The organism is Polyangium sorediatum (assembly GCF_029946465.1).
Taxonomy (GTDB): Bacteria; Myxococcota_A; Polyangia; order Polyangiales; family Polyangiaceae; genus Polyangium; species Polyangium fumosum.
Genome location: NZ_JARZHI010000058.1, coordinates 41,967 through 65,691, shown reverse-complemented (window position 1 = coordinate 65,691; position 23,725 = coordinate 41,967). Strand labels below are relative to the sequence as shown.

The window sequence follows — 23,725 nt, the reverse complement described above, 5'->3', positions numbered from 1 at the left end:
CCGCCGCCGCGCCCCCGACGGCCACCGCCTCCGCTGCCGCCCCGCCCGCGAGCGCCGCCGTTGCCGCGCCCGCGCCCACGGCGGCGCCTGCGCCTGGCTCGGCCGACGCCGTGGCCGTGGCGATCGACCAGGTCTTCCTCGACAAGAAGACCTATTTCGCGAAGTTCAAGCAGGAGCACACGCAGAAGGTCGCCGGCACGACGAAGAAATCGACCGGCGTCTTCTATTTCGAGCGCCCGAACAAGATCTCCTTCCGGTACGACGCGCCGAGCAAGAACCGTATCGTCTCCGATGGCACGACGCTCAAGGTCTACATCGGCGACGACAACCAGATGTTCGTGCAGTCCGTGGACAAGACCGAATACCCCGGCGCCCTCGCCTTCCTCATGGGCAAGGGGCTCGGGCCCTCGTTCACGTTCGCGTTCCACGACAAATCCAAGTTCGAGGGCGGCCCCGTCCTCCTCGGAAAACCCCGGCAAGCGACGCCCCATTACGACTCCGTGTATTTTTATGTCGACAAGGCGTTCCTGGAGAAGAAGGATCCCGGCGTGATCCGCCGCGTCATGCTCGTCGACGCCCAGGGCAACCGGAACCGCTTCGATTTCGAGGGCTCGACCCAGCCCGCCACGATCGACCCCGCCGAGTTCACCTTCACCCCTCCGCCGGGCACCAACGTGACCCAGAATTGAAGCCGTGCCGCTCGACCTCTGGCCGCTCTCCCCGCCGGGCCGTCTGATCCACGAGGACCCCGACCTCGTCGCCGTCGACAAGCCCGCGTTCGTCCCGACACACGCGCCCGAGCGCAGCGACGACGTCCATCGCCGCCTCACGGCCTATTACGAGGCGACCCAGCCGGGCGCGCCCCTCTATCTCGGCGTCCACCAGCGCCTCGAACGGGACGCCTCGGGCGTGCTCGTCTTCACGCGCCGAAAGGAGGCGAACCGCTCCGTCGCCGAGCAAATCGAGCGCCGCCGCGCGCGCCGCACCTATGTCGCGCTCGTCCGCGGCACGCCGGGCATGCTCGGCCGCGGCAAGGGGCCGGACAAGGGCGTCTTGCGCCATCGCCTCGCGCCGGGCGAGGGCGGCCATCGTGTCCTGCCGCCCTCGGCGCGGGCGGGCCAGGACTCCACCGTGCACTTCCGCGTCCTCGACCGGCGCGGCGATCGCACCCTCCTCGCGCTCACGCCGGAGCTGGGTTGTCCCGTGGATCTGCCGGCCCAGCTCGGCGCCGAACAAGCGCCGATCGTCGGCGACGTCGCCCGCGGCGGGGATTCGGCCCCTCGGCTCGCCTTGCACCTCGAAGAGCTCGTCCTCGACCACCCGCGGGACGGCCGCCCGCTCACGCTCCGCGCGCCCGTGCCGGCCTTCTTTTCCGATTACCTGGCCGGCAAAGAAGGGCTCTCCGACGTGGACGCCATCGAGCGCCGCTTGCGCGAGGCCGCCGAGCGCCGCGCGGGCATCGCGCGCCTCCCGGGCACGGACGCGTTCCGGCTGGTGAATGCCGCGGGCGACGGGTTGCCCGGCGTCACCGTGGATCGATATGGGGATTTCCTCGTCGTCTCGCTTTACGACGAGGACGCGGAGGCCGCGCGGGAGCGGATCCTCGACGCGGCCTTCCGGCTCGGCGCGGCGGGCATCTACCTCAAGATCCGCCCGAAACACGCGAGCCGCATCGTCGACGCCCGGGAGGCGCAGTTCGCCCCGAAAGACCCGGTCCGCGGCGCGCCCGCGCCCGACCCGATGATCGTCCACGAGCTCGGCTTGCCCTACGAGGTGCGGCTCGGCGACGGTTTGTCCACGGGGATCTTCCTCGACCAAAGGGAAAACCGTCGCCGCGTGCGGGAAATGGCCCCTGGTTTGTCCATCGCAAACCTCTTTGCGTACACGTGCCCCTTCACGGTCGCGGCGGCCGCGGGCGGCGCGCGGCGGACGGTGAGCGTCGACGTCTCGCGCGGGGCGCTCGAATGGGCGCGGCGGAACCTCGATCGGCTCGGCGTGGAGCCGGCGGCGCACGTGCTCGTCGAGGCGGACGCGATCAAATGGCTGGAGAAGAGCGCGCAGAAGGACGGACCCTTCGACCTCGTGATCCTCGACCCGCCGAGCTTCGCCACCACGAAGCAGACGCGTTTCTCCGCGGAGAGTGATTACAAGAAGCTCGCGGCGAGCGTTCTCCGTGTCCTTTCGCCGGGCGGCCGCCTGCTCGCGTGCACGAATCACAAGGGGATCGCGCGCGCCAAGTTCAAGCGCGTCTTGCAGGACGCCGCGCGCGACGCGGGGCGCGGCGCGGCGCAGGTGAAAGAGTGGCCGGAGCCGGAGGACTTCCCGCCGGAGCCGGGCGGGGAGGCCCATTTGAAGACGGTGCTCGTGACGCTCGAAAAGGGTTGAATGACGATCCCCCTCACCTCCGACGCTCGCCTCCCGTATCGTGATCGGCCCGGCTTGCTCGCGCTCATCCTCGGCGCGCTCGCGGCGCTCGGTCCGCTCACGATCGACATGTACCTGCCGAGCTTGCCCTCGATCGAGCGCGATCTCGGCACCACCGCGTCGATGACGCAGCTCACGCTCGCGGCGTATTTCGCAGGCCTCGGCATCGGCCAGCTCGCCTATGGCCCCGTCACGGACCGCTTCGGCCGCAAGCGCCCGCTCTACTTCGGCCTCACGCTCTACGTCCTCGCGTCCGCCGGATGCGCGATCGCACCGAATGTCGAGACGCTCATCGCGCTCCGGTTCCTCCAAGCGCTCGGCGGCGCCGCCGGGCCCGTGGTCATGCGCGCCGTGGTCCGGGATCTTTATGTCGGCCCGGCGGCGGCCCGGCTGCTCTCGATGCTCATCCTGGTCATGGGCGCGGCGCCAATCCTGGCGCCGCTGCTCGGCGGCTTCACGCTGGCCCTCGCGGGCTGGAGGACCATTTTCGCCGTCCTCACCGTCCTCGGCGCGGCCTGCCTCGCGCTCATGGCCACGGCCCTGCCCGAGACCTCGACCACGCGGATCACCATCGAGCTCGGCACCCTCGCCCGCAACGTCCGCGCGCTCCTCGGCCACCGCGCGTTCGTCGCGCACACGCTCACGGGCGCCTTCTCGCAGGCGGGCATGTTCGCGTACATCTCGGGCTCGCCCTTCGTCCTGATCGACCTCTTCCACGTCTCGCCCCAGCGCTACGGCTGGTTTTTCGGGGCGAACGCGCTCGGATTCATCGCCTCGTCCCAGGTGAACCACCGGCTCCTCGCGCGGTCCACGCCGGGGCACCTGCTCGCGCGCGGGACGGTCCTCTTGGCGGTGATGGGCGCGGTCCTGGTCGCCATCGCGCTGACCGGCGCCGGCGGTTTGCCCGCGGTGGCCGTGTCCCTCTTTGGGTACATGTCGTGCCTCGGCTACATCGGGCCGAATGCGACCGCGCTCGCGATGGAGGAACAAGGCAGCCGCGCGGGGATCGCCTCCGCCGTGCTCGGCTCGATTCAATTCGGGATCGCGGCCTTCGCGTCCTCCCTCGTGGGCCTCTTGAACGACGGCTCGATGCGCCCGATGGCGGGCGTCATGGCCGCCTGCGGCGTGGCCTGTTTCCTCGCGGGCCGCGTCGCGCGGCCATGACCCTCAATCGAACTCGACCTCCAGCTCGTCCGGCATGACCGTGAGCCACGGCAGACGCGCGATCCCCGCCTCGTCGCAGAGTTCGTCGAGCCGCACCTCCGTCCCGTCATCGAGCACGAGGTCCCCCCGCACGTAATACCGCAGGCCCCAGGAGAGCGGCTTTCCGCGGCTCTCCGGGTGCTCGGCGAGGTCGCACAAAAGCCTCTCGTCCTCGGGCGTGGAGAGGCGCGCCACGTGCCGCGCGAGCGCGGGCCAGAGCGGATCGATGCCTTCGGGCGTCTCGGCGAGCGCGCGGCGAAACGGTTCCGACGCCGCGCGCGGGCGCAACGAAAGACGACAAGCCTCGTGGAAGAGCCGCATGAGGGGATCCTTCGGCTCCGAGAAGGCGAGCACCGCGCGCGTCCCGGCCCGGCCGGTGCCCGCGAGCTCCACGGCCACGAAATCGAGCGTCCACGGCTCCTCCGGCAAGGCGAGCTCGTCCGCCCATACCACGGCCATGTCGAACACCCAATCCTTCTCCCAGTCCCGGGCCCAGTAGCGCGAGAGATCAAACGCCCAGTCCCGCGCCAGATCCCGCGTCCAGTACCGCGCCAGATAACGCGCCCATTCCCGCGCCAGATCGAGCGCGTGATCCCGCGCCCATTCCCGCGCCCACGACCGCGACAGATCCATCGCCCAATCCCGCGCCAGATCGAGCGCCCACGTCCGCACCCAGTCGTCGTGGGCCGCCTCCCGCGCCCACAACCGCGCGAGCGACCGCGCCATTTGCCGCGCCAGATCCCGCTCCTCCCGCTCCGGCACGAGCACCCGCCGCGCCGCCCGCCCGAGGTGCTCGCGCCGGCCCCCGAGCGAAATCAACGTTTGCAGCCGCGCCGCCGCGGGCCCGCGCGGACCGGGCCACAAATGCAGCAAGGAGAGCTCCGGAGGATCGCCCGGCCAAACGGGGCTCGAACCGCCGAGCGCCCGGCCGCGCGCCACGCCTTGCCCCTCCCCCGCCGCCGACAGGAGCCGCGACATTGCCGGCGGCTCCGCCTCCTCCCGCCCGAGCCGCGCCTCCTGCCACCACCGCGCCGCGATCACCCCGGGAAGCCAGCGCGTCCGCGACGCGATCTCGGGCCACGCCGCCGCGAGCCGCTGCCGCCGCTCCTCCTGCTGGCTCGTCGCCCAGGCCCGCGCCGCCGCGGACGCGCGCACCTGCTCGTGCACGTGGAACCGCTCGGGCAAAAGCGCGCACCACGCCTCGAATTGCTCCTTGCCGAGCCCGTCGGCGAACATGACCCCCGCGAGCCAGAACCCGTCCGCCGCCCACCCGCCCATCAGGTCCGCGAGCAGGGCCGAAAGGTGCTCCGGGTTCCGGTCCTCCACGATGGCCGCCCAGAGCCGCAACGTCTCCCAGAACGCGAGCTCCCGCAGATACGTCTGACAAAGCTCGAGCCGCGCGCGGTGCCCCTCCAGCACCGCGGCCCAATGATGGGCCGCGAGGTATTCCTGGAAGCTCAAGTGCGCAAAGGAGAACGTCCCGTCCGCCCGATCCACGAGCACGCCCGCCGCCGAGACGAGCCACGCGAGAAACCCGCGGCGCTCTTCGCGCGAGTACCGCCGCGGCAAGAGGTCACAAAGCTCCTCCTCCGTGAGCACGATCGCGCGGAGGCCCTGCGCCTGGAATCCGTTCTGCTGCATCGCGTGCGCGAGTTCCGCCACTGCGCGCATCCGCTCCGCCGCGTCGTCGGGCCGGAACATGGCCGAAGGCGCCCGCGCCCCCTCCACCTCCTTCGCCCGCGGCCGCGCCGAAAGCAGGTTGTCGAGGCACACACGGTAGAGCTCGTGCCGTTTGTCCGGCAGCGGCCTCGACCGGTGCACGAAGAGCATCATCACGAGCAGGAGCGCCGTCCGCGCGAGCGCCTGGGCCTCTGCGCTCGCCGCGACGGCCCCTGAAAAGCGCTCGCTCGCCGCGCGGGCCGCCGCCTCGTCCTCGCCGTGCACGCGCCGGTGGAACCGCGCCGCGAACGCCGCGATTTCCTCGTCCGAGAGCGGCTGCACGTCGAGCACGTCGAACCCCTCGGCGCTCGAAGGCCGGCTCTCGCCATAAGGCCGGCTCGTCACGACCGCGAGGACCCGCGGCGACGTATGGAGCAGCCCCATCAACTTCTCGCGCACCTCATTGCCGAGATCCCCGAGCTCGTCCCAGCCGTCGACGAGCAGAATCGGCCGCGGCCCCGTGGGCGCGTCGAAGAGCGCCGCGAGCGTCGTTCGTTCGTCTTGCCCCCGCACCTCGGCGAGGCGCGCCGCGAGGTAGGCTTCGAGCGTCCGCTCGCTCGGCGTGGCCCGCTCCCACGCGCGCCCGAGCTCGCGCAGCTCGATCAGGAACGGGACACAGGCCTTGCCGCCCTCGGCGAGCAGCTTGCGAAACCAATGGCGCAGGATCGTGGTCTTTCCGCAGCCGGCCGGCCCACGAATCACGAGCGGCGCCGCCCGCGTGACGAGCGCGAAGGGATCGAGCGGCGCGCCGTCGTCGAGCCGCCCCGGATCCGTATTCGTCCCGAGCCGCGGCGGCACGAACATCTCGTCGAGCCGCGCCTCCACGGGCGGCCCGCCCCCGCTCGGCTGCGTCACGCCCACGCCGCCGAGGTCCCAGCGCACGTAGCGCGCCCCGAACCGCCGTCGATAGGCTTCGACGAACGCCGCGACCTCGGCCCCCTCGAACGCAGCCGCGGCCTGTTTTTCTTCGCCAAACCCTTTCGGCACGTAGAGATCGAGCGTGGCGCCGCGCGGGCTCGCCGGATCCACCGCGAACGTCCCCGGCTCGACCTGCCCCTCGGCGCGGGCGCGGGGCGCGTAGATCCGCAGGATCGACCGCGCTTGCCGCCGCGCCGGATCGAGCTCCAGGAGGTGCACCATGGCGGGCTGGCTCTCGGGCAGCTTCTCGGGCGAGAGCCCCCAGCTCCCGGACGAGAGCACCAACGTATGCCCCTTTTCTCCGCGCCGGAAGGGGAACGCGTGGGCATCGGCGCCGTGGTGATGCCCGTGCAGCACCACCGAGACGCGCGCGTCCTCGGTCACGGCGCGCAGGCGCTCCTTGCCTTCGAAGCCGGCCGCGTCGGCGGCGAAATGCTCGATCGTCTCGGGCTTGAGCGGCCCGGGGTGGCCACGCAGCCATTCCACCCAGCTTGCCACGGCCTCGGGCACGGGCGTGATCGGGTTGTGGTGCACGGCGAGGATCGACATCCACGACGGAGGCAACCCGCGCAGATGATCGAGCAAGCGCTGGGCCTGCGCCTCCCCGAACGAGCCGCCCTGGCGGGCGTGGGACTCGCGCTCGCACGAGTTCAAGGCGGCCACGGCGATCCCGCCGTCCGGCAGGGCGAAATGGTGCACGACGGCGCCGTGGCCGATCGAGGTCACGTTCGGGAGCCCTTCGCGCGGGCGGCCGTGGAACGCCGCGACGAACGCCTCGAAGCGCGCGAGGCGCACGAGATCGAGGCGGCGCTCGAGCTCGGCCTCGTCGAAGCCCTCGTCGTCCTGCTCGATCTGCACCTTGCGTGTCTCGGCCCAGGAGACGTCGTGATTTCCGGGGACGAACACGAAGCGATCCCGCGGGACGCCGAGCGCCGCGTCGAGGTGCCCGAAGAACCCGAGCGCGGCCTCGTATTCGTTCTTGCGCGCGGCCTCGGCGATGTCGCCCGTGACCACGACGAGCCCCACGCCCTGCCGAATGCCCTGTTCTTGCCGCGCGGCGTCGATCGCCGCGGCGAAGCGCGAAGCGAGCCGCTCGCCGTCCTGGCCCCCGAAGCGACCATGCGGGCCGAAATGCAGGTCCGAGAGGTGGAGGACGAGGAGCGGAGAGGACACCGTGACGGCGAGCTTAGCGGAAGTGGGGCGCGGCATGAAGGCCCCGCGCGCGGCGGGCGGGAGAGCGCAGCCGGGGTCAGAGGCGCGAGGGGTTCCGGGCGGGCAGCGGGCGCGCGGCGGGGCAGCGGGTGGTGTAGGAGTTTGTCGGAGGGTCCGGGACAAATGCGCCCCGCATCAGAAACGGATTGCGGAGGCGGGTTTTTCCGGGTACGGGTTTGACCTGGAACATGGTTTCATCAGCACTCTCCACGAGGTTGTTTCCGTGTCTCATCCCTCTCTTCTTCGTCGCGCCGCTCCTCGGGTGCGCGCCAAGCCGCGAAGAAGAAGCGATCCTCCGCGCACCGCGGAAGGTCGCGGTGACCTTCGGTCCTCACCTACGGCTGCCGGACGAGGCGCTCCAGTGCGTACGGCGGCCCGGCGTCCATGCTTGTCCGAAGGGATGGCCCCTCCGCGGGCTCATTCCCGTCGCGCCGAAGCGGAATGCGTCATGTACGTACGAGCCAAACGGCCCGCCGACGGCGGAGCTCGACGAGAACGGCATGCCGCAGAGCGAGATCACACTGTGTTGTATCCTGACGTATTTCGAGGCGGACAGGCGGAACGCCTGCACGCGCTGAGGGGGTCGTGATGAAAGAGCAGCAACAGCAGCGACAACCGCATGTACACGTGCAGGTCACCGGACGTTCCTGGTTCGTCTTCTGGGTCGAGTTCTTCCTCGGAGGGCTCTTCTTCACGGCGAGCATCCTCGGGATCGTGAACGTGTTCGCCTCGACCATCGAGGTCGACCGTTTGGCCAGCGAAACCGCCTGCATGGGGCAACCTCGCGGGTGCGAGGCGATGCCGATGAAGTGGGAGCGTGTGCCATGGGCACACACGCTCCAGGTCAACACGACCGGCGGCACCATCAACGTCCGTTGCAGCCGCGCGCATGTGCTCCTCGGCGCGTGGTCGTGTGACGCGCTGAACGCGTTGCCGGAGCCTGTCGTGCCGAGCGTGAGTGCGAGCGCGAGCGCGAGCTCCGCGCCTTCCGCCTTGCCGGTGAAGACCCCACCTCGATCCGGCAAGCCCATCATCATCCGGATTCCGTCGGCTCCTGCCGCATCGGCAGCTCCGCGCGTGGGGCCGTCGGAGCTCCAGGTGGTCCGGGATCTCGGGGGAAAACCTCCAGCAGAGTCAACACAATAGGAGAACGCACATGCGATCTATTTTTCGTTTCAGCTTGCTCCTTGCGCTTGGGGGGACGATCGCGGAGATCGGCTTCCTCGGCTGCGGGGGCCCGCCGTGGGAGGAGCGTGTGGATGGCTGCCCCCAGGAGTTGGCCTTCGACCCATATTGCTGCCCGTGCCCTATCCCCGAGGCGTGCCAGGACCCGGACAACCCGGGGTACGGCAAGCCCAAGCCGATCCCGTGGGAGTGCCCGAACGCGTGCGACGGCCCGCCACCCCTGCCGCCGAGGTGCTCGGACGGAGGCGCGGACGGAGGTGAAGAGGACGGCGGCATGTCCCTCTGCGCGGACGGCGTCTGCGTTCCAGAGTCCCCCGACGACTGGAGGCATGGGGCCTTTTTCTCCGACTGGCGCGAACCGCCGTCGTGCCCAGACAACATGCCAATCGTCGCGTTTGAGGGCACGGCCGCGCCGCCTCCTCCTCTATGTGGCGCGTGCTCGTGCGACGAGCCCGAAGGGACGTGCACGCTGCCGCAGACGTGGACGGTCAGCTCGGCGGCGTGCGCAGATCCCGGCGGTGGTGTCAAGACAAACTTCGATCCTTCCTCAGGCTGGGATGGCACCTGCAACCAGGACAAAGCAATCCTCTCCTCTGCCCTCTGCGGCGGCGTGCCGTGCGTCCGGTCCATCACGATCTCCCCTCCGGTGATCGAGGAGCAGCCGTGCCAGGCGCACGTGAAGGGGGATCCCATCGAGCCCCCCGCCAAACTCTGGAACGGCGGACCGGAAACACCCTTCGGTCGGGTGTGTACGAGCGCCGAGCCCTGGCCGGCTTGTTCGGGACAGAGCGGGAAGTTCTGCGGGCCGGCCGGGGACGACTACGCCTCTTGTATCTTCCAGGAGGGGGAGCACCTCTGCCCCGAGGGGTGGACCGGGGAACGCCACGTCCTCTACGGCGTGATCAAGGACGAACGCGCGTGCTCGGCTTGTACGTGCGGAGCGCCGACCGGCGGAACGTGTGAGGTGTTGTGGTCCGCCTTCGGCGCACCTGCCTGCACCGACTATCAGACAGGCGGTCAGGTCACCGCAGGGATGACGGCGCCGTGCAACGACGTCATGCCCGGGGCCCCCCTCAGCGGAAAGACGGCCGAACTCCTCAACTACACGAAGGGCGCGTGCCCCCCGAGCGGGGGGGAGTTTATCGGTGAACTGTCCCTTGACAAACCTATCACGGTATGCTGCCCGGCAGCCACGACATGATGATCACTTGATCGCGTACACGAGAGATGCTCCGCCACTCACGTGGAGCGGTAGCAACGCCGGGGTGCCGTACCAGCTTGGATCGAGGCGGATGGGGCGTGGTGTCCACACGCCCTCCGCATCGATGCGAACTGTGATCGACGTCGTCAGTGGCGCCTCGACAGCTCCGCGGACGCCCACGCCGAAAAACCCGCTGTACACCGGCGCGTAGTCTTCGCGGTGCCACACCTGGACGCGCGCGGCACCGCCCATCAGGATGCCGCAGCCGAGCAGCCAGTCCCGCTTCAGGCACCCCGCGACCGAGAGGGACATCGTGTGAACGTCGAGCACGGTGTAGCCAGCCGTCCGCGTCTCCAGCAGCGGCAACCACCTCGCGTCCACCTCCCCGACGAACGCCCCGCGCTCGATCCCGAACAGCAACCGTGGCCCCACCACGATCTCCGGCGCGAGGTTGTACACAACCGAGGCCCCGCCCCCCAGGAAGTACCGCCGCGGGGCGACGCTCGGCACCGGAGTCGATTTCTCGGGCTCGCGGGCAGGCTTGGGTGGCGGCTCCGGCGGGGGCGGCGGACGCGGGGGAGGCGCTGGCGGCTCCGGCGGGGCCGGGGGTTCCTCCGGCGCCGCCACCGTCCCGATCGCGCGCATGAGCTTCGCCGCGTCGATCGCCGTCCAGTAGAGCATCTCGAAGCACTCGAACGCGGGATCGTACACGTGGTGGTCCGTGCCGAGCACCTGCCCGGCCTCGTCCTTGACCGAGACCTCCGCCGTCTTGTCGCCGTTCGGCGCGCGCCGCACCCGCACGACGAGCGTGCGGGGCGTCGGCGGATCGAAGACCGTGAACGGCACCCGCTCGACGAGGAGCGCCTTGAACTTGAGCGCCTGGTTGCACAGCGGCAGCGACCGATCCCCCTCGAACACCAGGCGGTGGTGGAGCAGCTCGTCGGCCCGGGCGGGAGACGTGGTGAGCCATAAAACGACCCCCATCGCCCCGCACGCAACACGCCGCCCGATCTTGTGAACCACGTCCCGAAACCGGTGGTCCGGAGAAACGATCTGGACCCCTCGTCGAATTTTTTCGGACAAAAGCCCTTCTCCTGGGATTTACAAACATGCAGGCAGCGCCCAGCCCCCCCGCTTCCCCGACGACCTCGGCCGACGCCGCCCCTGCGTCCGGGGAGGCGCTCCGCATCTCGGCGGCGGACCTCGCGCACCACATCACGCAGATGCGGCGTGTGGTGCGTCGATTGGGCGCGAATCGTGATCATGTCGCCGACCTCGTCAATGATGCATTCGTGGTCGCCTGTCGCAAGCCCAAATCGAAGCGCCCGGATCCAGCCGATCGCGAGGGGATGAGCCAATGGCTTTGTTCCATCGCGAAAAACATCACGCTCCGCCACCTGCGCAAACAGCAAAACGCGCCCGATATCGTCTTCGAGCAGGAGGCCCTGGAGAACACGCCCGACGCGTCGGACACGACCTTCGTCCTGGAGGAACAAACGAGGCTCGCGATTGCGTTCGGAGGGCTCGACGACATGCAACGTCACCTGCTCGTCGAGCACCTGATCCACGATCGAGGCATTCGCGATCTCGCAGCCGAGCAGGCCATGGCCCCGAGCACAATCTTTTCGCGTATCTCGGCGACGCGGCGGCTCATGCGCAAACGGCTCGCGCAGCTCGACGAGGTGCGGCCCGGCCGCCGGACCTTTGCTCTCGTGCCCTTCCTGCTCGTCGCCCTGTTCGCACGTGAGGCGCGCGCGAGGCTCGGGGCCGCGTGGCGACGGCTCACCCGATCGGCCCACCGCGCGCCGATGCGGGCGCTCCTCGGCATGGGTGCGGCGGCTCTCGTGCTCTCGTCCACGCCCTCCCCCCATCCCCATGCGATGCCCGGATCGCCCGGCGCGCGCGCATGTGGTCCCGCGGCAAGTCCCCTTCCGCCGGTGCACGATGGCGAGGCCGTCGAAATCGCGCGTGTCCCGGCGCTCGTCCCTTCGGCGCGCCCCGTTCCGCCGAGGGTGCCCGAGGTCCACGAGAACCACGAAATGCCGGCGCCGCGCAAGGGGCGCTCGGCGCTGGCTCTTTATGCGGAGAACGCCACGAAACCGGCGACGCCGGCGGCGCCGGGGGCGACGCTCTCACGCCCGGGATCGTCGCCCAAGTGAGGGGGATCAAAACACCATGAGCAACGAGCGAATTGCGAGACCGGATCCCCGGTGCACCGCGGCGTACGCCCGACGGAGCGACGGCGTCTTCTATGTGGGCTCGTCTTTCTGGACCGAAGCGGAGAGCGGGGCGAACGCGACCCCCTGGTTTGCCTTGACGCCTCGTGAAACCGAGCGATTCCACGCCGATCCTGCGATGCGGGAGAGGATCGGGCTTTCCCTCGTCGGGAGCGACCATCGCCTTTATGTCACCGCGGACAAGATCAAGAGCACGCACGGCCGAAGGGCCTTCCACGGCGTGCCGGCCGGCGAGCCGCTCACGGCGATCCTCATCGCGGAAGCCCACAAGCACGCGGCCGAAATCGTCACCCTGGCGTTGATCGAGCTACGCGCTTCCATGCCACGCGCGAAGCGGCCGAGACGAGTGGGCCCCCTTTCCTCTTGACACCTCCCCCGCCGCACCAGTTACCTTCCGCACATGGCTACCCATCTACGCACGAACACCTCTGCCCAGCTCGCGGCCGACATTTGCGCCTCCATCGCCGACGGCTTGTCCAGCGACGACGCCACGAAGCACCTCGCGTCCTTGTGGGAATCGCTCACGGCCACGGGGGACGCGCTTTCGGCGGAGCGCCGCAAGCTGGAGCGCGCGCTCGGCCGCGCGCGGGCGCGGCTCGCGGTGGCGGATGCGCAATGGGATCCGGAGGTCGCGGCGTTTGGCAGGGACGTCGTCGACCGGACGGATGGCCGCCGGGATGCGCCTCCCTATACGCGATTTTTCAAGGACGTCTCGCCGTCGGCGGCGCAGGCATTCGGAATCGAGCGGGAGGTAAAGCAGGGGCGCGCGTGGCTCGACGAGCTCGGGCGGAACCCGGACGAGCCGCTCGCATTGAAATGGACGCTGCGGCTCGGGTCGGTGACGAACAAGCTCGACGGGAGCGCGATGCAGCGCGCGGACGGGCTGCGCGCGCTGGCCTTGCAGGGCACGTCGGAGGAGCTTTACGTGGAGGACATCAACCTGGAGCTCGACCGGCTCGAAGGGGACCTGAAGAAGCTCTTCCCGGGGCAACCGAAGCGCGTCGCGGCCTTCCTGGAGCCGACGCGGCCGAAGCGGAAGCGTGAGGTGGGTTCCACGGACGAGGGTCCGGAGGGCGAGGATTCGTGAGGTAGACTGCGCAACTGGGTGGATCGAGGTCTTGATCGACCCGGTTGCGTGACGCGCGGGGGTGGTTCGAGGGGGGGAGCGCGCAGGTTGCGCGGGGTGTGGGGGGTGATCGAGGTCGCGAGGGAGGCTGTCGTGCGAGGCGCGGGGGGCGATCGAGGTCGCGAGGGAAGCGGTTGCGTGGAGCGACGGGGCGGATCGAGGTCGCGATCCGCATGGTTCTACGGGGTGCGAGGGGCGATCCAGGCGGGGAAAGAGGTTGACGCGTTGGGAGAGGGCCGGCAGGCTGCCGGGTGAGGGGCGAAGGTCATGCGTGTGGGTCCGGTGTTGTTCTTTCTGGCGAGCTTGATCACGGCCTGTGGTGGGTCCAACGTGACGGCGACCCAGTGCAAGGCCCCGGAGTGGTGTGAGGAGCAGACCAATCTTTGCTGGAACAGTTGCGGCAACCCGGGGGCCGCCCCTAGCTGCGGCAAGTGTTGCGAACAGACACGTCAGAAATGCCTCGACTGCGCGCCCAGGGAAGAGATCAAGTTCGACCGCTGTGACTGATTACGTTTCCAAGGAATCAAGTATGCGAACTGCACTCCTCATGATTGTCTCCGTGGCCCTCGCCTCGTGCGCACGTGGTGAGCCCTCCGAGGTCACACTCGAAGTCGGCAAAGCGACGCGCGTGCACGGCTGTAACGTCTTCGTGCACGATGCGACTCCTGGGGATCCTCCCGCTTCCTTCATGACGTCCGCCTGCGACGTGCCGGAATCGTTCGTGAATGAAAAAAACTGGTGGGGAGAGGGAATCCAAAGGCCAGCCACCACGATGCTTATGGGAGATTGCATGCGCCTGGGTGACCGGTTCTACTGTCTGGTCGAAATGGAACCGGGGGAGTCGGTTACGCTCAAGGCGACCTACGAGGTCACGCACCGGAGAGTCGATCATCTCCGGCCGATCCGCTGACGTCCTGCCGCCGTCGAGGAGTCATGCGAAGTTTCCTATGCATATTCGCGGCCCTCGCGCTCGCTTCCTGCGCACGCGGCGACCCCTCCGAGGTCACGCTCGAAGTGGGCAAAGTATCGCACGTGGACGGCTGCAACGTATTCCTGCATGAGGCGCTGGGAGGGGAGCCCGTCCTGGCGCTCGTGGGGCATGTGTGTGACGTGCCCGAATCGTTCACGAAGGAGAAGAACTGGTGGGGTGAAGGCCAGCGCCCCCTCTGCACCGGCATATCGGTGGGAGACTGCCTGCGCTTCGGTAAGAAGGTCTACTGCATGGAAGAAATGGACCCCGGCAAATCGGTCACCCTCAAGGCGACCTACGAGAACCTCCACGACCGCCGGTTCGACCATCTCCGCCCCATCCGCTGACCCCTCAAAACCCCCCGCTCACCACCACCCCCCCATACCCTGCCGAAACCACCGGCACCACCGCGACCCCGCTCCCCGCCGCCGCCTTCTTCTCCCCCGCGAGAATACTCGTCACGACCAGGTACGTCCCCGCGAATGCCGCCCCCACGTGCAGCCCGTACATCACGTATTGAAGCGTGTTGTACGTATTCCCCCGCGCGCACGTCTCCCGAAGGACCCCCGCCCCCGGCTCTGCGGACGTCTCCGCCGCGATGCACACGTCTTGCTGGTGCGTGAACTGCGACGCGAACACGCTCGTTCGGATGGCCTCGTTCGCCTCGGACACCTGATACGTCGACAGAATCCCGAGCCCCAGCGACACCGCCGACACCCCGAACGCGCTCATCCCCGCGACGAACCGTCCATCCCATCCGGCCCCCGGCTCGTCCGCACGCGCATGGCCGGGCACCATCATCGCGGAGAACGCCACCATCGACGCGAAAACGCCGGCACGCGTGTCACGACGGCGCGTGCTCCCCATCGCGGTCCTCAAAAAGACCCTTGCACGAGAAGCCCGCCGTACCCCTTCCCCGCGGTCGGAAGCACCTCGACCCGGCTCGACGCAGGCTTCTTGTCGCCCCGGCCGCTCGTCGCCAGGAGGTAGATGCCGACGCCGGTCATAAGCCCGGCGACCGGGAAAAACACGAGCTGCAGGAGCCTGCCCGTGTCGCCTCGATTGCAGGCGTAGAGAACCCCCTTCCTGTCCACGCCGTGCATCAGCGGCTCGCTGCCCGCGACGAGCTCGCAGACGTTGTCTTGCACGCCATACATAGACCGAGCCTCCAGGAAGATCGGGTCCGAATTCGCCGCCTGGACCATCCCCACCCCCACGAATCCCACCCCCAGCGACACGACGCCCACCCCCAGCGTCGACACGCCCGCAATCAGCCGGACATTGGGGCCGGTGGCCGACGGCGCGGGCGCCTCGGTCGGCCGCACCGTGAACGTGAGCCGCACGCGCTCCCCCTCCTTCGGCGATGTCGTCTGGATCCCGCAGCAAGGGAGCTCAATCGTGTGGGGCCCCGGGTTCACCGGGATCGGCGCGCCGAGCGCGCTGTCCTCGAGGACCGTTTTGTCGATCGTGGCCCCGCCCGCGCCGGAAGGTGCGTCAATCTGCACCGACGGGATCCTCGGCTCGAGCGCCGCGAGCTCCTTCTGCGCCTCGACCACCGCCTTGAAGAATACGTCCGGCGCGTCCGACGCGACATCCGCCGTCGCAGCCGCCTTGTACTTCACGCGCGCCTCGACAAGTTTGCCCTGCTTGGCCAGCACACGCGCGATGCGCAGGCGCACCGTGGGCGCCGGGATCAGCCGCTCGGCCCGCTCGTACCGATCGAGCGCGCGTGCCATGTCCCCCTGCTCGAAGGCCTCGTCGCCCGAGATCACGTACCCGCGAGCGATGTTCTTCTTCTGCTCCTCGCTCTCCTGGGCAGGCTGGGCCCCCCCGGAGGAGGCGAAGAGCCCCACCACGAGGAGCCACCCGACGCCCAGCGCAGCGCTGCCACGTTCGCGAGCTGACGTGTCTGCCATCCCTTCCCGTCTACACCGACCACCCCCCTGTGCAAAGCCCGGACACGCCTTGGCGCGTGACACCCGCGCACAGATGGACCAGTAAGGACCCCACGATGGCCCGGAAGCTCCTCTTCACGATCTCCTCGTACGCCTACCTCGAGCCCCGTTTCCTCGCGGCCGGCGAACTCGATCGCGGCGAGATCGTGCACAAGACCTTCCCCGACGGCGAGCGGTATCTCCGCGTCGCCGAGGACCCGTGGGGCCGCGACGTCGTCCTGCTCGGCGGCACCCCCACCGACCTCGACTGGCTCGAGCTCTACGACCTCGGCTGCGCCATCAGCACCGGCGGCGCCCGCTCCCTCTCCATCGTCATGCCGTATTTCGGCTACGCCACCATGGAGCGCGCCGTCCTGCCCGGCGAGGTCGTCACCGCGAAGACCCGCGCGCGCCTCGTCTCGGCCATCCCGCCCTGCGAGGGCGGCACGCGCGTCTACCTCTTCGACCTCCACACCGACGGCATCCCCTACTACTTCGGCGACAGCCACGTCACCCACCACCTCTACGGCGCGTCGCTCGTCACGAAGCTCATCCAGCGCACGATGGACGGCCGCTCGTACCTGCTCGGCGCCACCGACGCCGGCCGCGCCAAGTGGGTCCAGAGCCTCGCGCGTGACCTCGATGTCGAACCCGCGTTCGTCTACAAGCGCCGCGATCCCGACACGGGCAAGCTCGCCGTCACCGGCGTCAACGCCGACGTCCGCGGCCGCGAGGTCGTCATCTACGACGACATGATCCGCACGGGATCTTCGCTCATCCAGGCCGCCGCGGCCTACCTCGCCGCGGGCGCGACGCGCTGCCACGCCGTCGCGAGCCACCTCGTCCTGCCCCCCGGCGCCCTCGAAAAACTCCGCGCGAGCGGCATGTTCGAGCACATCCTCGGCACCGACTCGCACCCCGGCAGCCAGCAGCTCGCGCCGAGCGCCATCGAGTCCGCAGCGCCGCTCTTCGTGGCCGCGATCGAACGGACGTACCGCATCTGACGGACGGGCCCAAATTGGTTGGAGCCTCCGCCGATCCCGACTAGAACGTCGCCCCGGTGACTCTCGCCGCCGACGACCCGTCCTCCGCCCCCGAGCGTGAAACGCCGCCCCCGGCGCCCGTGATCCCGGGCCAGCTCGACCTCCTCGCCGAACGCGCGCTCGTCGCCACGTGCCTCGCCGCGCTCGTCTTCCTGTTCGGCCAGATCCTCCTGTTCGGCCACGGCCGCGACCAGGGCATCTACACGGTCGTCGCGCGCACCGTGCTCGAAGGCGGGATGCCCTATCGCGACGCCTGGGACTTCAAGCCCCCCGGGATTTTCCTGATCTACGCCCTCGCCCGGCTCCTCTTCGGCTCCGCGCAGGTGGGCATCCGCGTCCTCGAGGTCTTTGGCCTCGCGCTCATGACGCTCGGCATGACGCGCCTCACGTTGCGCTTCTGGGGCAGCCGCACGCTCGGGCTGCTCGCCGCCACGATCAGCGTCCTCGTCCACGCGCAGCTCGACTTCTGGCACACGTCCCAGCCCGAGTCCTTCGGCGGCATGATCACGATCGCCGCCCTGCTCTGCGCTCCACGGAGAGGCCCGTCCGGCCTGCCCTCCGCCGCGGCGACGAAGGCGCGGGATTGGCTCGTCGCGGGCTTCCTCTTCGGATTCGCCGGCCTCCTCAAGCCGCCGCTCGTGGGCGGCGCCGCGTTCGTCGCGCTCTTGCCCGCGTGGTGGGATACGGATCCCACGCGCCCGACGATCGAGCGCCTGCGCGCCGCCGCCCGTGGCCTCCTTCGCCCCTCGCTCCTCCTCGCGGCGGGCGGGGCGATTCCCATTTTCCTGTGCGCGGCCTGGTTCGCCGCGCGCGGCGCGCTCGGGGACCTGCACCGCGTCCTGTTCGTCTTCACGCCCTATTACACGGCGCTCGGCTGGCACGGCGCGGCCCCGACGGCGATGTTTTATTGGGCCTTCACCGAGTGGTTCCAGCAATACGGGAGTGTCCCCACGGTGGGCCTGCTCCTCGCGCTCGGCCTCGGCCTGGGCGCGCGCGAGCGGCCGCTCGCCTTGCTCGCGCTCGGCATTGCATTCATCCACCTCGTCGGCGTGGCCATGCAGGGGAAGTTTTTCCCCTACCATTACGGCGCGACCTGGCCGCTCACGGGTCTCGTCGCCGCGCTCGGGTATCACGCCCTCTCCCAGCGGGCGCGGGCGCGCGGGGCGCTCGGCATGGCCGGTTTTTTCCTGGTGCTCCTGATCGTGCCCTTCGGCCGGACGGCCACGAAGGACGTCCCGGGCTCGTTCCTCGTGCGCACGCAAAAACGCCTGGCCCTCGTGGCCGACGGGCTCGGCAATCAGCGGGGCCTCGACGAGCTCGCCAGCGTGGCCGACGTGAATACCGTGACGAACCGCGCCGTGGCCGATCTGCTCCGGAGCGTGGTCCCCGCGAACCGCCCCATTTTCGTGTGGGGCTTCGAGCCGTCGATCTACGACATGGCCGAGCGCGCCGCGGCGACCCGGTACATCTACAACGTCCCGCAGCGCGTCTCGTGGGCCAAGGAGGAGCACCGGAAGGTCCTGCTCGCCGATCTCGAAAAGGCGCCCCCCGCGGCGATCGTGGTCGAGCATTACGACGTCTTCCCGCACGTGACGGGCGACGCCTTCGACTCGGCGGACTCGATGCGCGATTTCCCGGAGATGCAGCGGCTGCTCGACGAGAAATACGTGCACCACACGTCGATCGGCCAGATGGACGTGTACCTGGAGGCGACCCAAGGGACGCCATGACCTCCCTGGTCCTCGCACCCGGCCTCGCAGCGGACGCGCCTCGCCCGGGCGGGGTGCGGGTCCTCGTCGAGCGCGCGCGGCGTGTCTTTGCCGGCAGCGGCGTCGTGCTCGACGGCCTCGACCTCGACGTCGCCGCCGGCACCTTCGTCGCCCTGCTCGGCCCCTCCGGCTGCGGCAAATCCACGCTCCTCCGGCTCGTCGCCGGGCTCGACCAGGCCGACGGCGGCTCCGTCAAGCTCCTCGCCCCCGCCGGCGCCGAGCGGCCCCGCATCGCCTACGTGTTCCAGGACGCCCACCTCTTGCCCTGGCGCAACGTGCTCGACAACGCCGCCTTGCCGCTCGAGCTCGCGGGCGTCGCCCGGGCCGAGCGGCGCGCGCAGGCCCACGCCGCGCTCCAGCAGGTCGGCCTCGGCGACGCGGCGGCGCGGCATCCGGCAGAACTCTCGGGCGGCATGAAGATGCGCGTCTCCTTGGCCCGCGCCCTCGTCACGCGCCCGAGCATCCTCCTGCTCGACGAGCCCTTCGCCGCCCTCGACGAGCTCACACGCCAAAGGCTCGACGATCAGCTCCGCGCGCTCTGGCTCGACCTCGGCATGACCGTCCTCTTCGTCACGCATTCGAACGCCGAGGCCGCCTACCTCGCCGAGCGATGCATCGTGTTCTCCCGGCGCCCGGCGCGGATCCTGCTCGATACGCCGATCGATCTCCCGCGCGAGCGCGCCGCCTCGCTGCGCAGCGATCCTCACTTCGCGCGCGCGCTCGGTCCGCTGCAGGACGCGCTCCTCGCGGGGGAGGCGCCGTGAAGACGTCCCTCGCCGCCGCGGCCCCGCCCCTGCTCTCGCTCGTGCTCTTGCTCGGCGCCTGGGAGGCGCTCGTGCGCGTGCTCGTGGTGCCCACGTATCTCCTGCCTCCGCCGAGCCAGATCGCCGCCGCGTTCGCCGCGGACGCGACCACGCTCGGGCTCGCGACCTGGACGACGGCCAAAAGCGCGCTGCTCGGCTTCGCGCTCTCCGGGGTGATCGGCGTGCTCGTGGCCGTGGCGCTCTCGGCCTCACGCCTGCTCGAGCGCGCGTTTTACCCCTACGCCGTCTTCCTGCAGACCGTGCCGATCGTGGCCATCGCGCCGCTGCTCGTGCTCTGGTTCGGGCCAGGCGAGCGCGCCGTGAGCGTGTCGGCCTTCATCGTGAGCGTGTTCCCGGTCGTGGCGAACGCGCTCACGGGGCTGCGATCCGTGGAGCCCGCGCTACGCGACCTCTTCCGCCTGTACGGCGCGGGCAAGCTGCGCACGCTGCTGCTCCTGAGCCTGCCTTCGTCCCTGCCGAGCATCGTGACGGGCCTGCGCATCGCAGGCGGGCTCGCAGTGATCGGGGCCATCGTCGGAGAATTCGTGGCAGGCTTCGCCGAGGGCACGCCCGGGCTCGGCATCCTCATCATGAGCGCGCCACGGCAGCTCCGAACAGACCTGCTCTTCGCCGCCGTGCTCTGCGCCTCGGCGCTCGGCCTCGGCTTGTTCGGCGCGACGAACCTCGGCGGCTGGCTCCTGCTCCGGCGGTGGCATCCCTCCGAGAAGAGCTGATCCCACGAGCGCTCAGCGCGCGTACTTCGCGTTCCGGTCCTTGACGCCAGCCGCCATCATCTCGACCGACGACGCGATCCGACGCGCGCGCGTCTCAGGCTTCTTCGCCTCCTCGATCCAGCCGACGTACTCCTTGCGGTGCGAAGGAGCCAACGCCTCCCAGGTGCGGCTCGCCGCAGCATCCTCCGCGAGCGCCGCCGCAAGGTCCGAAGGCGCCGCGACGACCAAGCCCTTCTTCGCCGCGCCCATCTTCCTCGCGCCCGGCGCCGCAGCCGAGTTCTCCTTGCGCGCGACCGTCGCCTCAGGCTTGAACCGCAGCGCCGACCAGGTCTCATCCATCGCGACCTGCGCGACCCCACCCCAGCCCGCCTCCTCGATCACCTTCCAGCCGACATCCCGCGTGAGATCCGTCTCCACCTTCGAGCTCTTCTTCGGGTAGGCAACCCAGAGGACGCCGCCCTCACGCACCGCAGAGATCGCCTTCGGTCCGCCCTTCTCGAGCTCCTTCGCCTTCTCGACAAAGAGGAGCACGACGTCAAACGCACCCCGCGCCGCCCTCCCCACGCTCGCCCCCTCGGGCAAAGGATCGAGCAGCGCCGCACGTCCTTCCGGAGCGCCGAGGACAAGGACACGCGCATTCGGCTTGATCTGGAGCTTTTTGGAGAGAGGGCTCGGGGCGGTGGTCATGGCAAACGCTCAGGCCCCCATGCTACAGGCTTTTCCACGTCGGGGGTGGAACACGGTTTGCCCCGAACGTGCACGCGCCACGCGCGCTCTGTCTCGAAGGAGTCACGCATGTACGTCGTGGTCAACACCATCCAGGCCCCCGAGCCCGAGCTTGCACGGATCAGGCGGGCCTTCCGCGACACGGCGCACGACCTCGACCAGTTCGAAGGATTCCTAGGCATCGAGCTCTGGCAAGACGAAGGCGCATTGCTCGCCGTCTCCCGCTGGTCCACACGCGAAGCCTTCCTCGCCTACCCACGCTCCGAGGTGTTCCGCAAACACCACAAAAGCCTCCGCGGCGAAGAAGCGATGACAAAGGCGCAGATCAAAATGTACGAGGCCGAGTCGATCGCCTGACACCGGTAGAGACGCCGGTGGTGGAGACGCCGCCGCGCCGGGGCGCTGCCCCGGTCCCCGCGGGGGGCTGTCCGCCCCCTCGACCCCGGACCAGGCACGGCCTGGACCGAGGGTTGAAAAACTGCGCTCCGCGCAGTTTTTCAAACGGGCCGGTGGCAAGACCGCGAAGGTGGGTGTCAAGCCGGCGAGGTGTACGTTGCCCGTTGAACCAGCAGCGCCACGCTTTGCGTTGGCAGGATCGTCGCTGGTCTTGACCTGGCGTGTTCGATGAACTGCGCATCGCGCAGTTCATCGACCCCGGGTCCAGCGCCTCGCTGGTCCGGGTCCAGGGGTGGACAACCCCTGGTCGGGGCCCGGGGTGAAACCCCGGCGCAGCGCCGCCCCCAGCTCACTCCCGCGGTGCTGGCGGCAGCGACTTCAGCGCGAGTCGACGGATTTGTTCGACCACGATCGGATCTTGCGGGCGCACCTCGCGTGCTCGTTCGAAGAGCAGACGTGCGCGTGCGGGTTTTTCTGCTTCGCCTTCCCAGCGTGCGGCGAACTCGATGAGCCGCTCGAAGCGGAGCGTGTCGCTTGGCAGCGCTGCGAGCAGACGCTCTTCGGCGCTCATCACGCCGCGCCAGTCGCGCGTGGACACGCAGAGCAGGAGGAGCGATTCGAGCGCGGGGATGTGGCCGGGGCGCAGCGCGAGTGCCTTCTCGAAGTCCGAGATCGCGTCGTCTGGTTCGCCGTGTCGTGACCGGAGCTCGCCGATGCGCACGTACATCTCGGCGCGCGCGTGGGGATCGCCGCTGGGGCCGAGCACGGAGAGCGCCTTGCGGAAGGCGGCGATTGCGCCGTTGGGATCGCCTTGGGATGCGAGCAGCTCGCCTTCGACGGTGTACCGCGCGAAGGGAGAGATCTCGCGGCCGGAGATGGGGCTCGAGATCGGCCCGTCCGTCCCGAGGATCGAGGTGCCTCCGCTGCTCGTCGCCATCGGCGGTGGTGGGAGCGAGGCACCGGGTGGCGCGGCGAGTGGGCGTGCCAGGGGGATCACGCGCGGCATGCTGCCCCAGTCTTCGTTTTCCTCGGCCCACGTGAGATCCACGTCGTCCGGCGGCGGCGGCGGATGGAACGTGCGCGGCGGGCGTGGCAATGCGAACGAGACTTCGGGCTCGCGCGGCGCCGGGCGCGGCTCCTCGGCAGGCGGAGGCACGAGCTGCGCTGCGGGTGGCGGCGGCGGCAGCACGACCTGCACTGCGGGTGGCGGCGGCGGCAGCGCGACCTGCACTGCGGGTGGCGGCGGCGGCAGCGCGACCTGCACTGCGGGTGGCGACGGCGTCGCGCTTCGCGGCAGCACGTCGAGGCGTGGCGCGGGCATCGTGGAGGTCGAGTCGCGCCGCCCTGGCTTGCCTACGACGAGTTCGAAGCTCACCTTCGCGCGTGCGTGGTGGAGGCAGGGCACGGACTCGCGCAGCTTGCTCATGAGCCGATCGAAGAGGCCTCGTGAGGTCAAGGTCCGCCCGCTCGGCAGCGCGTCGAGCTCGGCGACCATCGCTTGCGCGAGCGGCAAGCCTGCGGCGTCGGCCGTGCGCGGGCGCGCGCCGAGGATCAGCTCGATGCCGCTCGTGGCCGGATCGGTCGCTGCTTCTGCTGCGCGCACGAGCACCTCGGCGCGCGTCGGATCGAGCCCGAGCTTCGCGTCCGCGAGCTCGAGCACGATGAGCTTTGGCCCGGGCGCGCCGTCACGGAGCACGGCCGCGACGTCTGCGAGCGCGTCGCCGACGGTGGGGTTCCTTGGATCGAGGGACAGGAAGAGCTCGCCGTCGATCGACAGGAGCGCGGGGCACGCCACGTAGAGCATCACGGGGTCGCGGAAGCTCGGCCCGCGCTCGGCGAGCAGAGCCTCGATCTGCTCGGCCAGGTCGCGGCCGGGATCGGCCTCCGCGACCTGGAACGCGGCGTCTTCGCGACCGAGGCGGCTCTTGAGCTGCCCTGCGCCCGTGGCCGCAAGGGGCGCGCTCGTGACGCCGTCCTGCGCTGAAATCGCGGTGATCAAGAGTCGCATCAGGCCCGTGTCCTCAGGGGTTGGTCCCTATCAAGGGGCGAATTTACCAGGGATCGGCTCGGATCTCTCGATTTCAAAGAGAGCACGGGAACGGCAGCCTCGGGAGGCGCGAGGCTG

General features: G+C 69.8%; 22 protein-coding genes. 16 read left to right on the top strand and 6 right to left on the bottom strand.

Annotation, left to right across the window (positions count from 1 at the left end):
* The 3 genes from QHF89_RS38365 to QHF89_RS38355 form a co-directional block, all read left to right on the top strand.
* Positions 1–689: LolA family protein (locus tag QHF89_RS38365; RefSeq protein WP_284721464.1), on the top strand; the 689-nt coding region annotated here is incomplete at its 5' end.
* A 4-nt stretch (positions 690–693) separates the two neighbouring features.
* Positions 694–2,385, top strand: coding sequence for an RluA/RlmK domain-containing protein (locus QHF89_RS38360; protein ID WP_136972961.1), 1,692 nt, complete (start codon positions 694–696; stop codon positions 2,383–2,385).
* Positions 2,386–3,588 (top strand): Bcr/CflA family multidrug efflux MFS transporter, encoded by a 1,203-nt coding sequence (locus QHF89_RS38355; RefSeq protein ID WP_136932132.1) that lies wholly within the window; start codon positions 2,386–2,388, stop codon positions 3,586–3,588.
* 3 nt (positions 3,589–3,591) lie between these two features.
* Here the strand turns inward: QHF89_RS38355 and QHF89_RS38350 are convergent, their stop codons facing one another.
* Positions 3,592–7,437 (bottom strand): NACHT domain-containing protein, encoded by a 3,846-nt coding sequence (locus QHF89_RS38350; protein WP_284721463.1) that lies wholly within the window; start codon positions 7,435–7,437, stop codon positions 3,592–3,594.
* A gap of 356 nt (positions 7,438–7,793) precedes the next feature.
* On the opposite strand from QHF89_RS38350, the gene QHF89_RS38345 reads away from it, so the two are divergent.
* Genes QHF89_RS38345 through QHF89_RS38335 form a run of 3 tightly spaced genes read left to right on the top strand, consistent with a single transcriptional unit; the run spans position 7,794 to position 9,862 of the window.
* Positions 7,794–8,054, top strand: coding sequence for a hypothetical protein (locus QHF89_RS38345; RefSeq protein WP_136972963.1), 261 nt, complete (start codon positions 7,794–7,796; stop codon positions 8,052–8,054).
* A gap of 10 nt (positions 8,055–8,064) precedes the next feature.
* Positions 8,065–8,622, top strand: a complete 558-nt coding sequence (locus QHF89_RS38340) for a hypothetical protein (RefSeq protein ID WP_136972964.1) — start codon at positions 8,065–8,067, stop codon at positions 8,620–8,622.
* A gap of 10 nt (positions 8,623–8,632) precedes the next feature.
* Positions 8,633–9,862, top strand: coding sequence for a hypothetical protein (locus QHF89_RS38335; protein ID WP_136972965.1), 1,230 nt, complete (start codon positions 8,633–8,635; stop codon positions 9,860–9,862).
* A gap of 3 nt (positions 9,863–9,865) precedes the next feature.
* Here QHF89_RS38335 and QHF89_RS38330 read toward each other — a convergent pair whose 3' ends face one another.
* Complete coding sequence (locus QHF89_RS38330) at positions 9,866–10,885, bottom strand: hypothetical protein (protein WP_136972966.1); 1,020 nt, start codon at positions 10,883–10,885, stop codon at positions 9,866–9,868.
* An 86-nt stretch (positions 10,886–10,971) separates the two neighbouring features.
* On the opposite strand from QHF89_RS38330, the gene QHF89_RS38325 reads away from it, so the two are divergent.
* The 5 genes from QHF89_RS38325 (at position 10,972) to QHF89_RS38305 (ending at position 14,542) form a co-directional block, all read left to right on the top strand.
* The gene (locus QHF89_RS38325; protein WP_136972967.1) at positions 10,972–12,021 is read left to right on the top strand and encodes an RNA polymerase sigma factor; all 1,050 of its coding nucleotides are present in this window, start codon (positions 10,972–10,974) and stop codon (positions 12,019–12,021) included.
* Between the two features lie 16 nt (positions 12,022–12,037).
* Positions 12,038–12,466 carry a hypothetical protein gene (locus tag QHF89_RS38320; RefSeq protein ID WP_136972968.1) on the top strand — a complete coding sequence of 143 codons (429 nt, stop codon included), beginning with the start codon at positions 12,038–12,040 and terminating at the stop codon, positions 12,464–12,466.
* Positions 12,467–12,499: 33 nt separating this feature from the next.
* Positions 12,500–13,186 (top strand): hypothetical protein, encoded by a 687-nt coding sequence (locus QHF89_RS38315; RefSeq protein WP_136972969.1) that lies wholly within the window; start codon positions 12,500–12,502, stop codon positions 13,184–13,186.
* Positions 13,187–13,754: 568 nt separating this feature from the next.
* Complete coding sequence (locus QHF89_RS38310) at positions 13,755–14,135, top strand: hypothetical protein (protein ID WP_136972970.1); 381 nt, start codon at positions 13,755–13,757, stop codon at positions 14,133–14,135.
* A 23-nt stretch (positions 14,136–14,158) separates the two neighbouring features.
* Positions 14,159–14,542, top strand: coding sequence for a hypothetical protein (locus QHF89_RS38305; RefSeq protein WP_136972971.1), 384 nt, complete (start codon positions 14,159–14,161; stop codon positions 14,540–14,542).
* A gap of 4 nt (positions 14,543–14,546) precedes the next feature.
* On the opposite strand, the gene QHF89_RS38300 is transcribed toward QHF89_RS38305, so the two are convergent.
* Together QHF89_RS38300 and QHF89_RS38295 are read right to left on the bottom strand one after the other, a co-directional pair.
* Complete coding sequence (locus tag QHF89_RS38300; protein ID WP_136972972.1) at positions 14,547–15,014, bottom strand: hypothetical protein; 468 nt, start codon at positions 15,012–15,014, stop codon at positions 14,547–14,549.
* A 56-nt stretch (positions 15,015–15,070) separates the two neighbouring features.
* Positions 15,071–16,111 carry a tetratricopeptide repeat protein gene (locus QHF89_RS38295; protein ID WP_136972973.1) on the bottom strand — a complete coding sequence of 347 codons (1,041 nt, stop codon included), beginning with the start codon at positions 16,109–16,111 and terminating at the stop codon, positions 15,071–15,073.
* A gap of 95 nt (positions 16,112–16,206) precedes the next feature.
* Between QHF89_RS38295 and prs the strand changes: the two genes are divergently transcribed.
* The 4 genes from prs to QHF89_RS38275 are packed head-to-tail and all read left to right on the top strand — an operon-like array spanning position 16,207 to position 20,478.
* Complete coding sequence (prs, locus tag QHF89_RS38290) at positions 16,207–17,133, top strand: ribose-phosphate diphosphokinase (protein WP_136972974.1); 927 nt, start codon at positions 16,207–16,209, stop codon at positions 17,131–17,133.
* A gap of 56 nt (positions 17,134–17,189) precedes the next feature.
* On the top strand, positions 17,190–18,902 hold the full coding sequence (locus QHF89_RS38285; RefSeq protein ID WP_136972975.1) for an ArnT family glycosyltransferase: 1,713 nt from the start codon (positions 17,190–17,192) through the stop codon (positions 18,900–18,902).
* A complete protein-coding gene (locus QHF89_RS38280; protein ID WP_136972976.1) occupies positions 18,899–19,705 on the top strand; it encodes an ABC transporter ATP-binding protein in 807 nt (268 codons plus the stop codon). The genes QHF89_RS38285 and QHF89_RS38280 overlap by 4 nt, the downstream gene beginning before the upstream one ends.
* Positions 19,702–20,478 (top strand): ABC transporter permease, encoded by a 777-nt coding sequence (locus QHF89_RS38275; RefSeq protein ID WP_136972977.1) that lies wholly within the window; start codon positions 19,702–19,704, stop codon positions 20,476–20,478. Before QHF89_RS38280 ends, QHF89_RS38275 begins: the two co-directional genes overlap by 4 nt.
* Positions 20,479–20,490: 12 nt before the next feature.
* Here QHF89_RS38275 and QHF89_RS38270 read toward each other — a convergent pair whose 3' ends face one another.
* Positions 20,491–21,165 (bottom strand): YdeI/OmpD-associated family protein, encoded by a 675-nt coding sequence (locus QHF89_RS38270; protein ID WP_136972978.1) that lies wholly within the window; start codon positions 21,163–21,165, stop codon positions 20,491–20,493.
* Positions 21,166–21,273: 108 nt separating this feature from the next.
* Here QHF89_RS38270 and QHF89_RS38265 point away from each other — a divergent pair, with 108 nt between their 5' ends.
* Positions 21,274–21,561: an antibiotic biosynthesis monooxygenase family protein gene (locus QHF89_RS38265; RefSeq protein ID WP_136972979.1), complete on the top strand. Its 288-nt coding sequence runs from the start codon at positions 21,274–21,276 to the stop codon at positions 21,559–21,561.
* Positions 21,562–21,949: 388 nt separating this feature from the next.
* Here the strand turns inward: QHF89_RS38265 and QHF89_RS38260 are convergent, their stop codons facing one another.
* On the bottom strand, positions 21,950–23,608 hold the full coding sequence (locus tag QHF89_RS38260) for a tetratricopeptide repeat protein (protein ID WP_136972980.1): 1,659 nt from the start codon (positions 23,606–23,608) through the stop codon (positions 21,950–21,952).
* Positions 23,609–23,725: the final 117 nt, after the last annotated feature.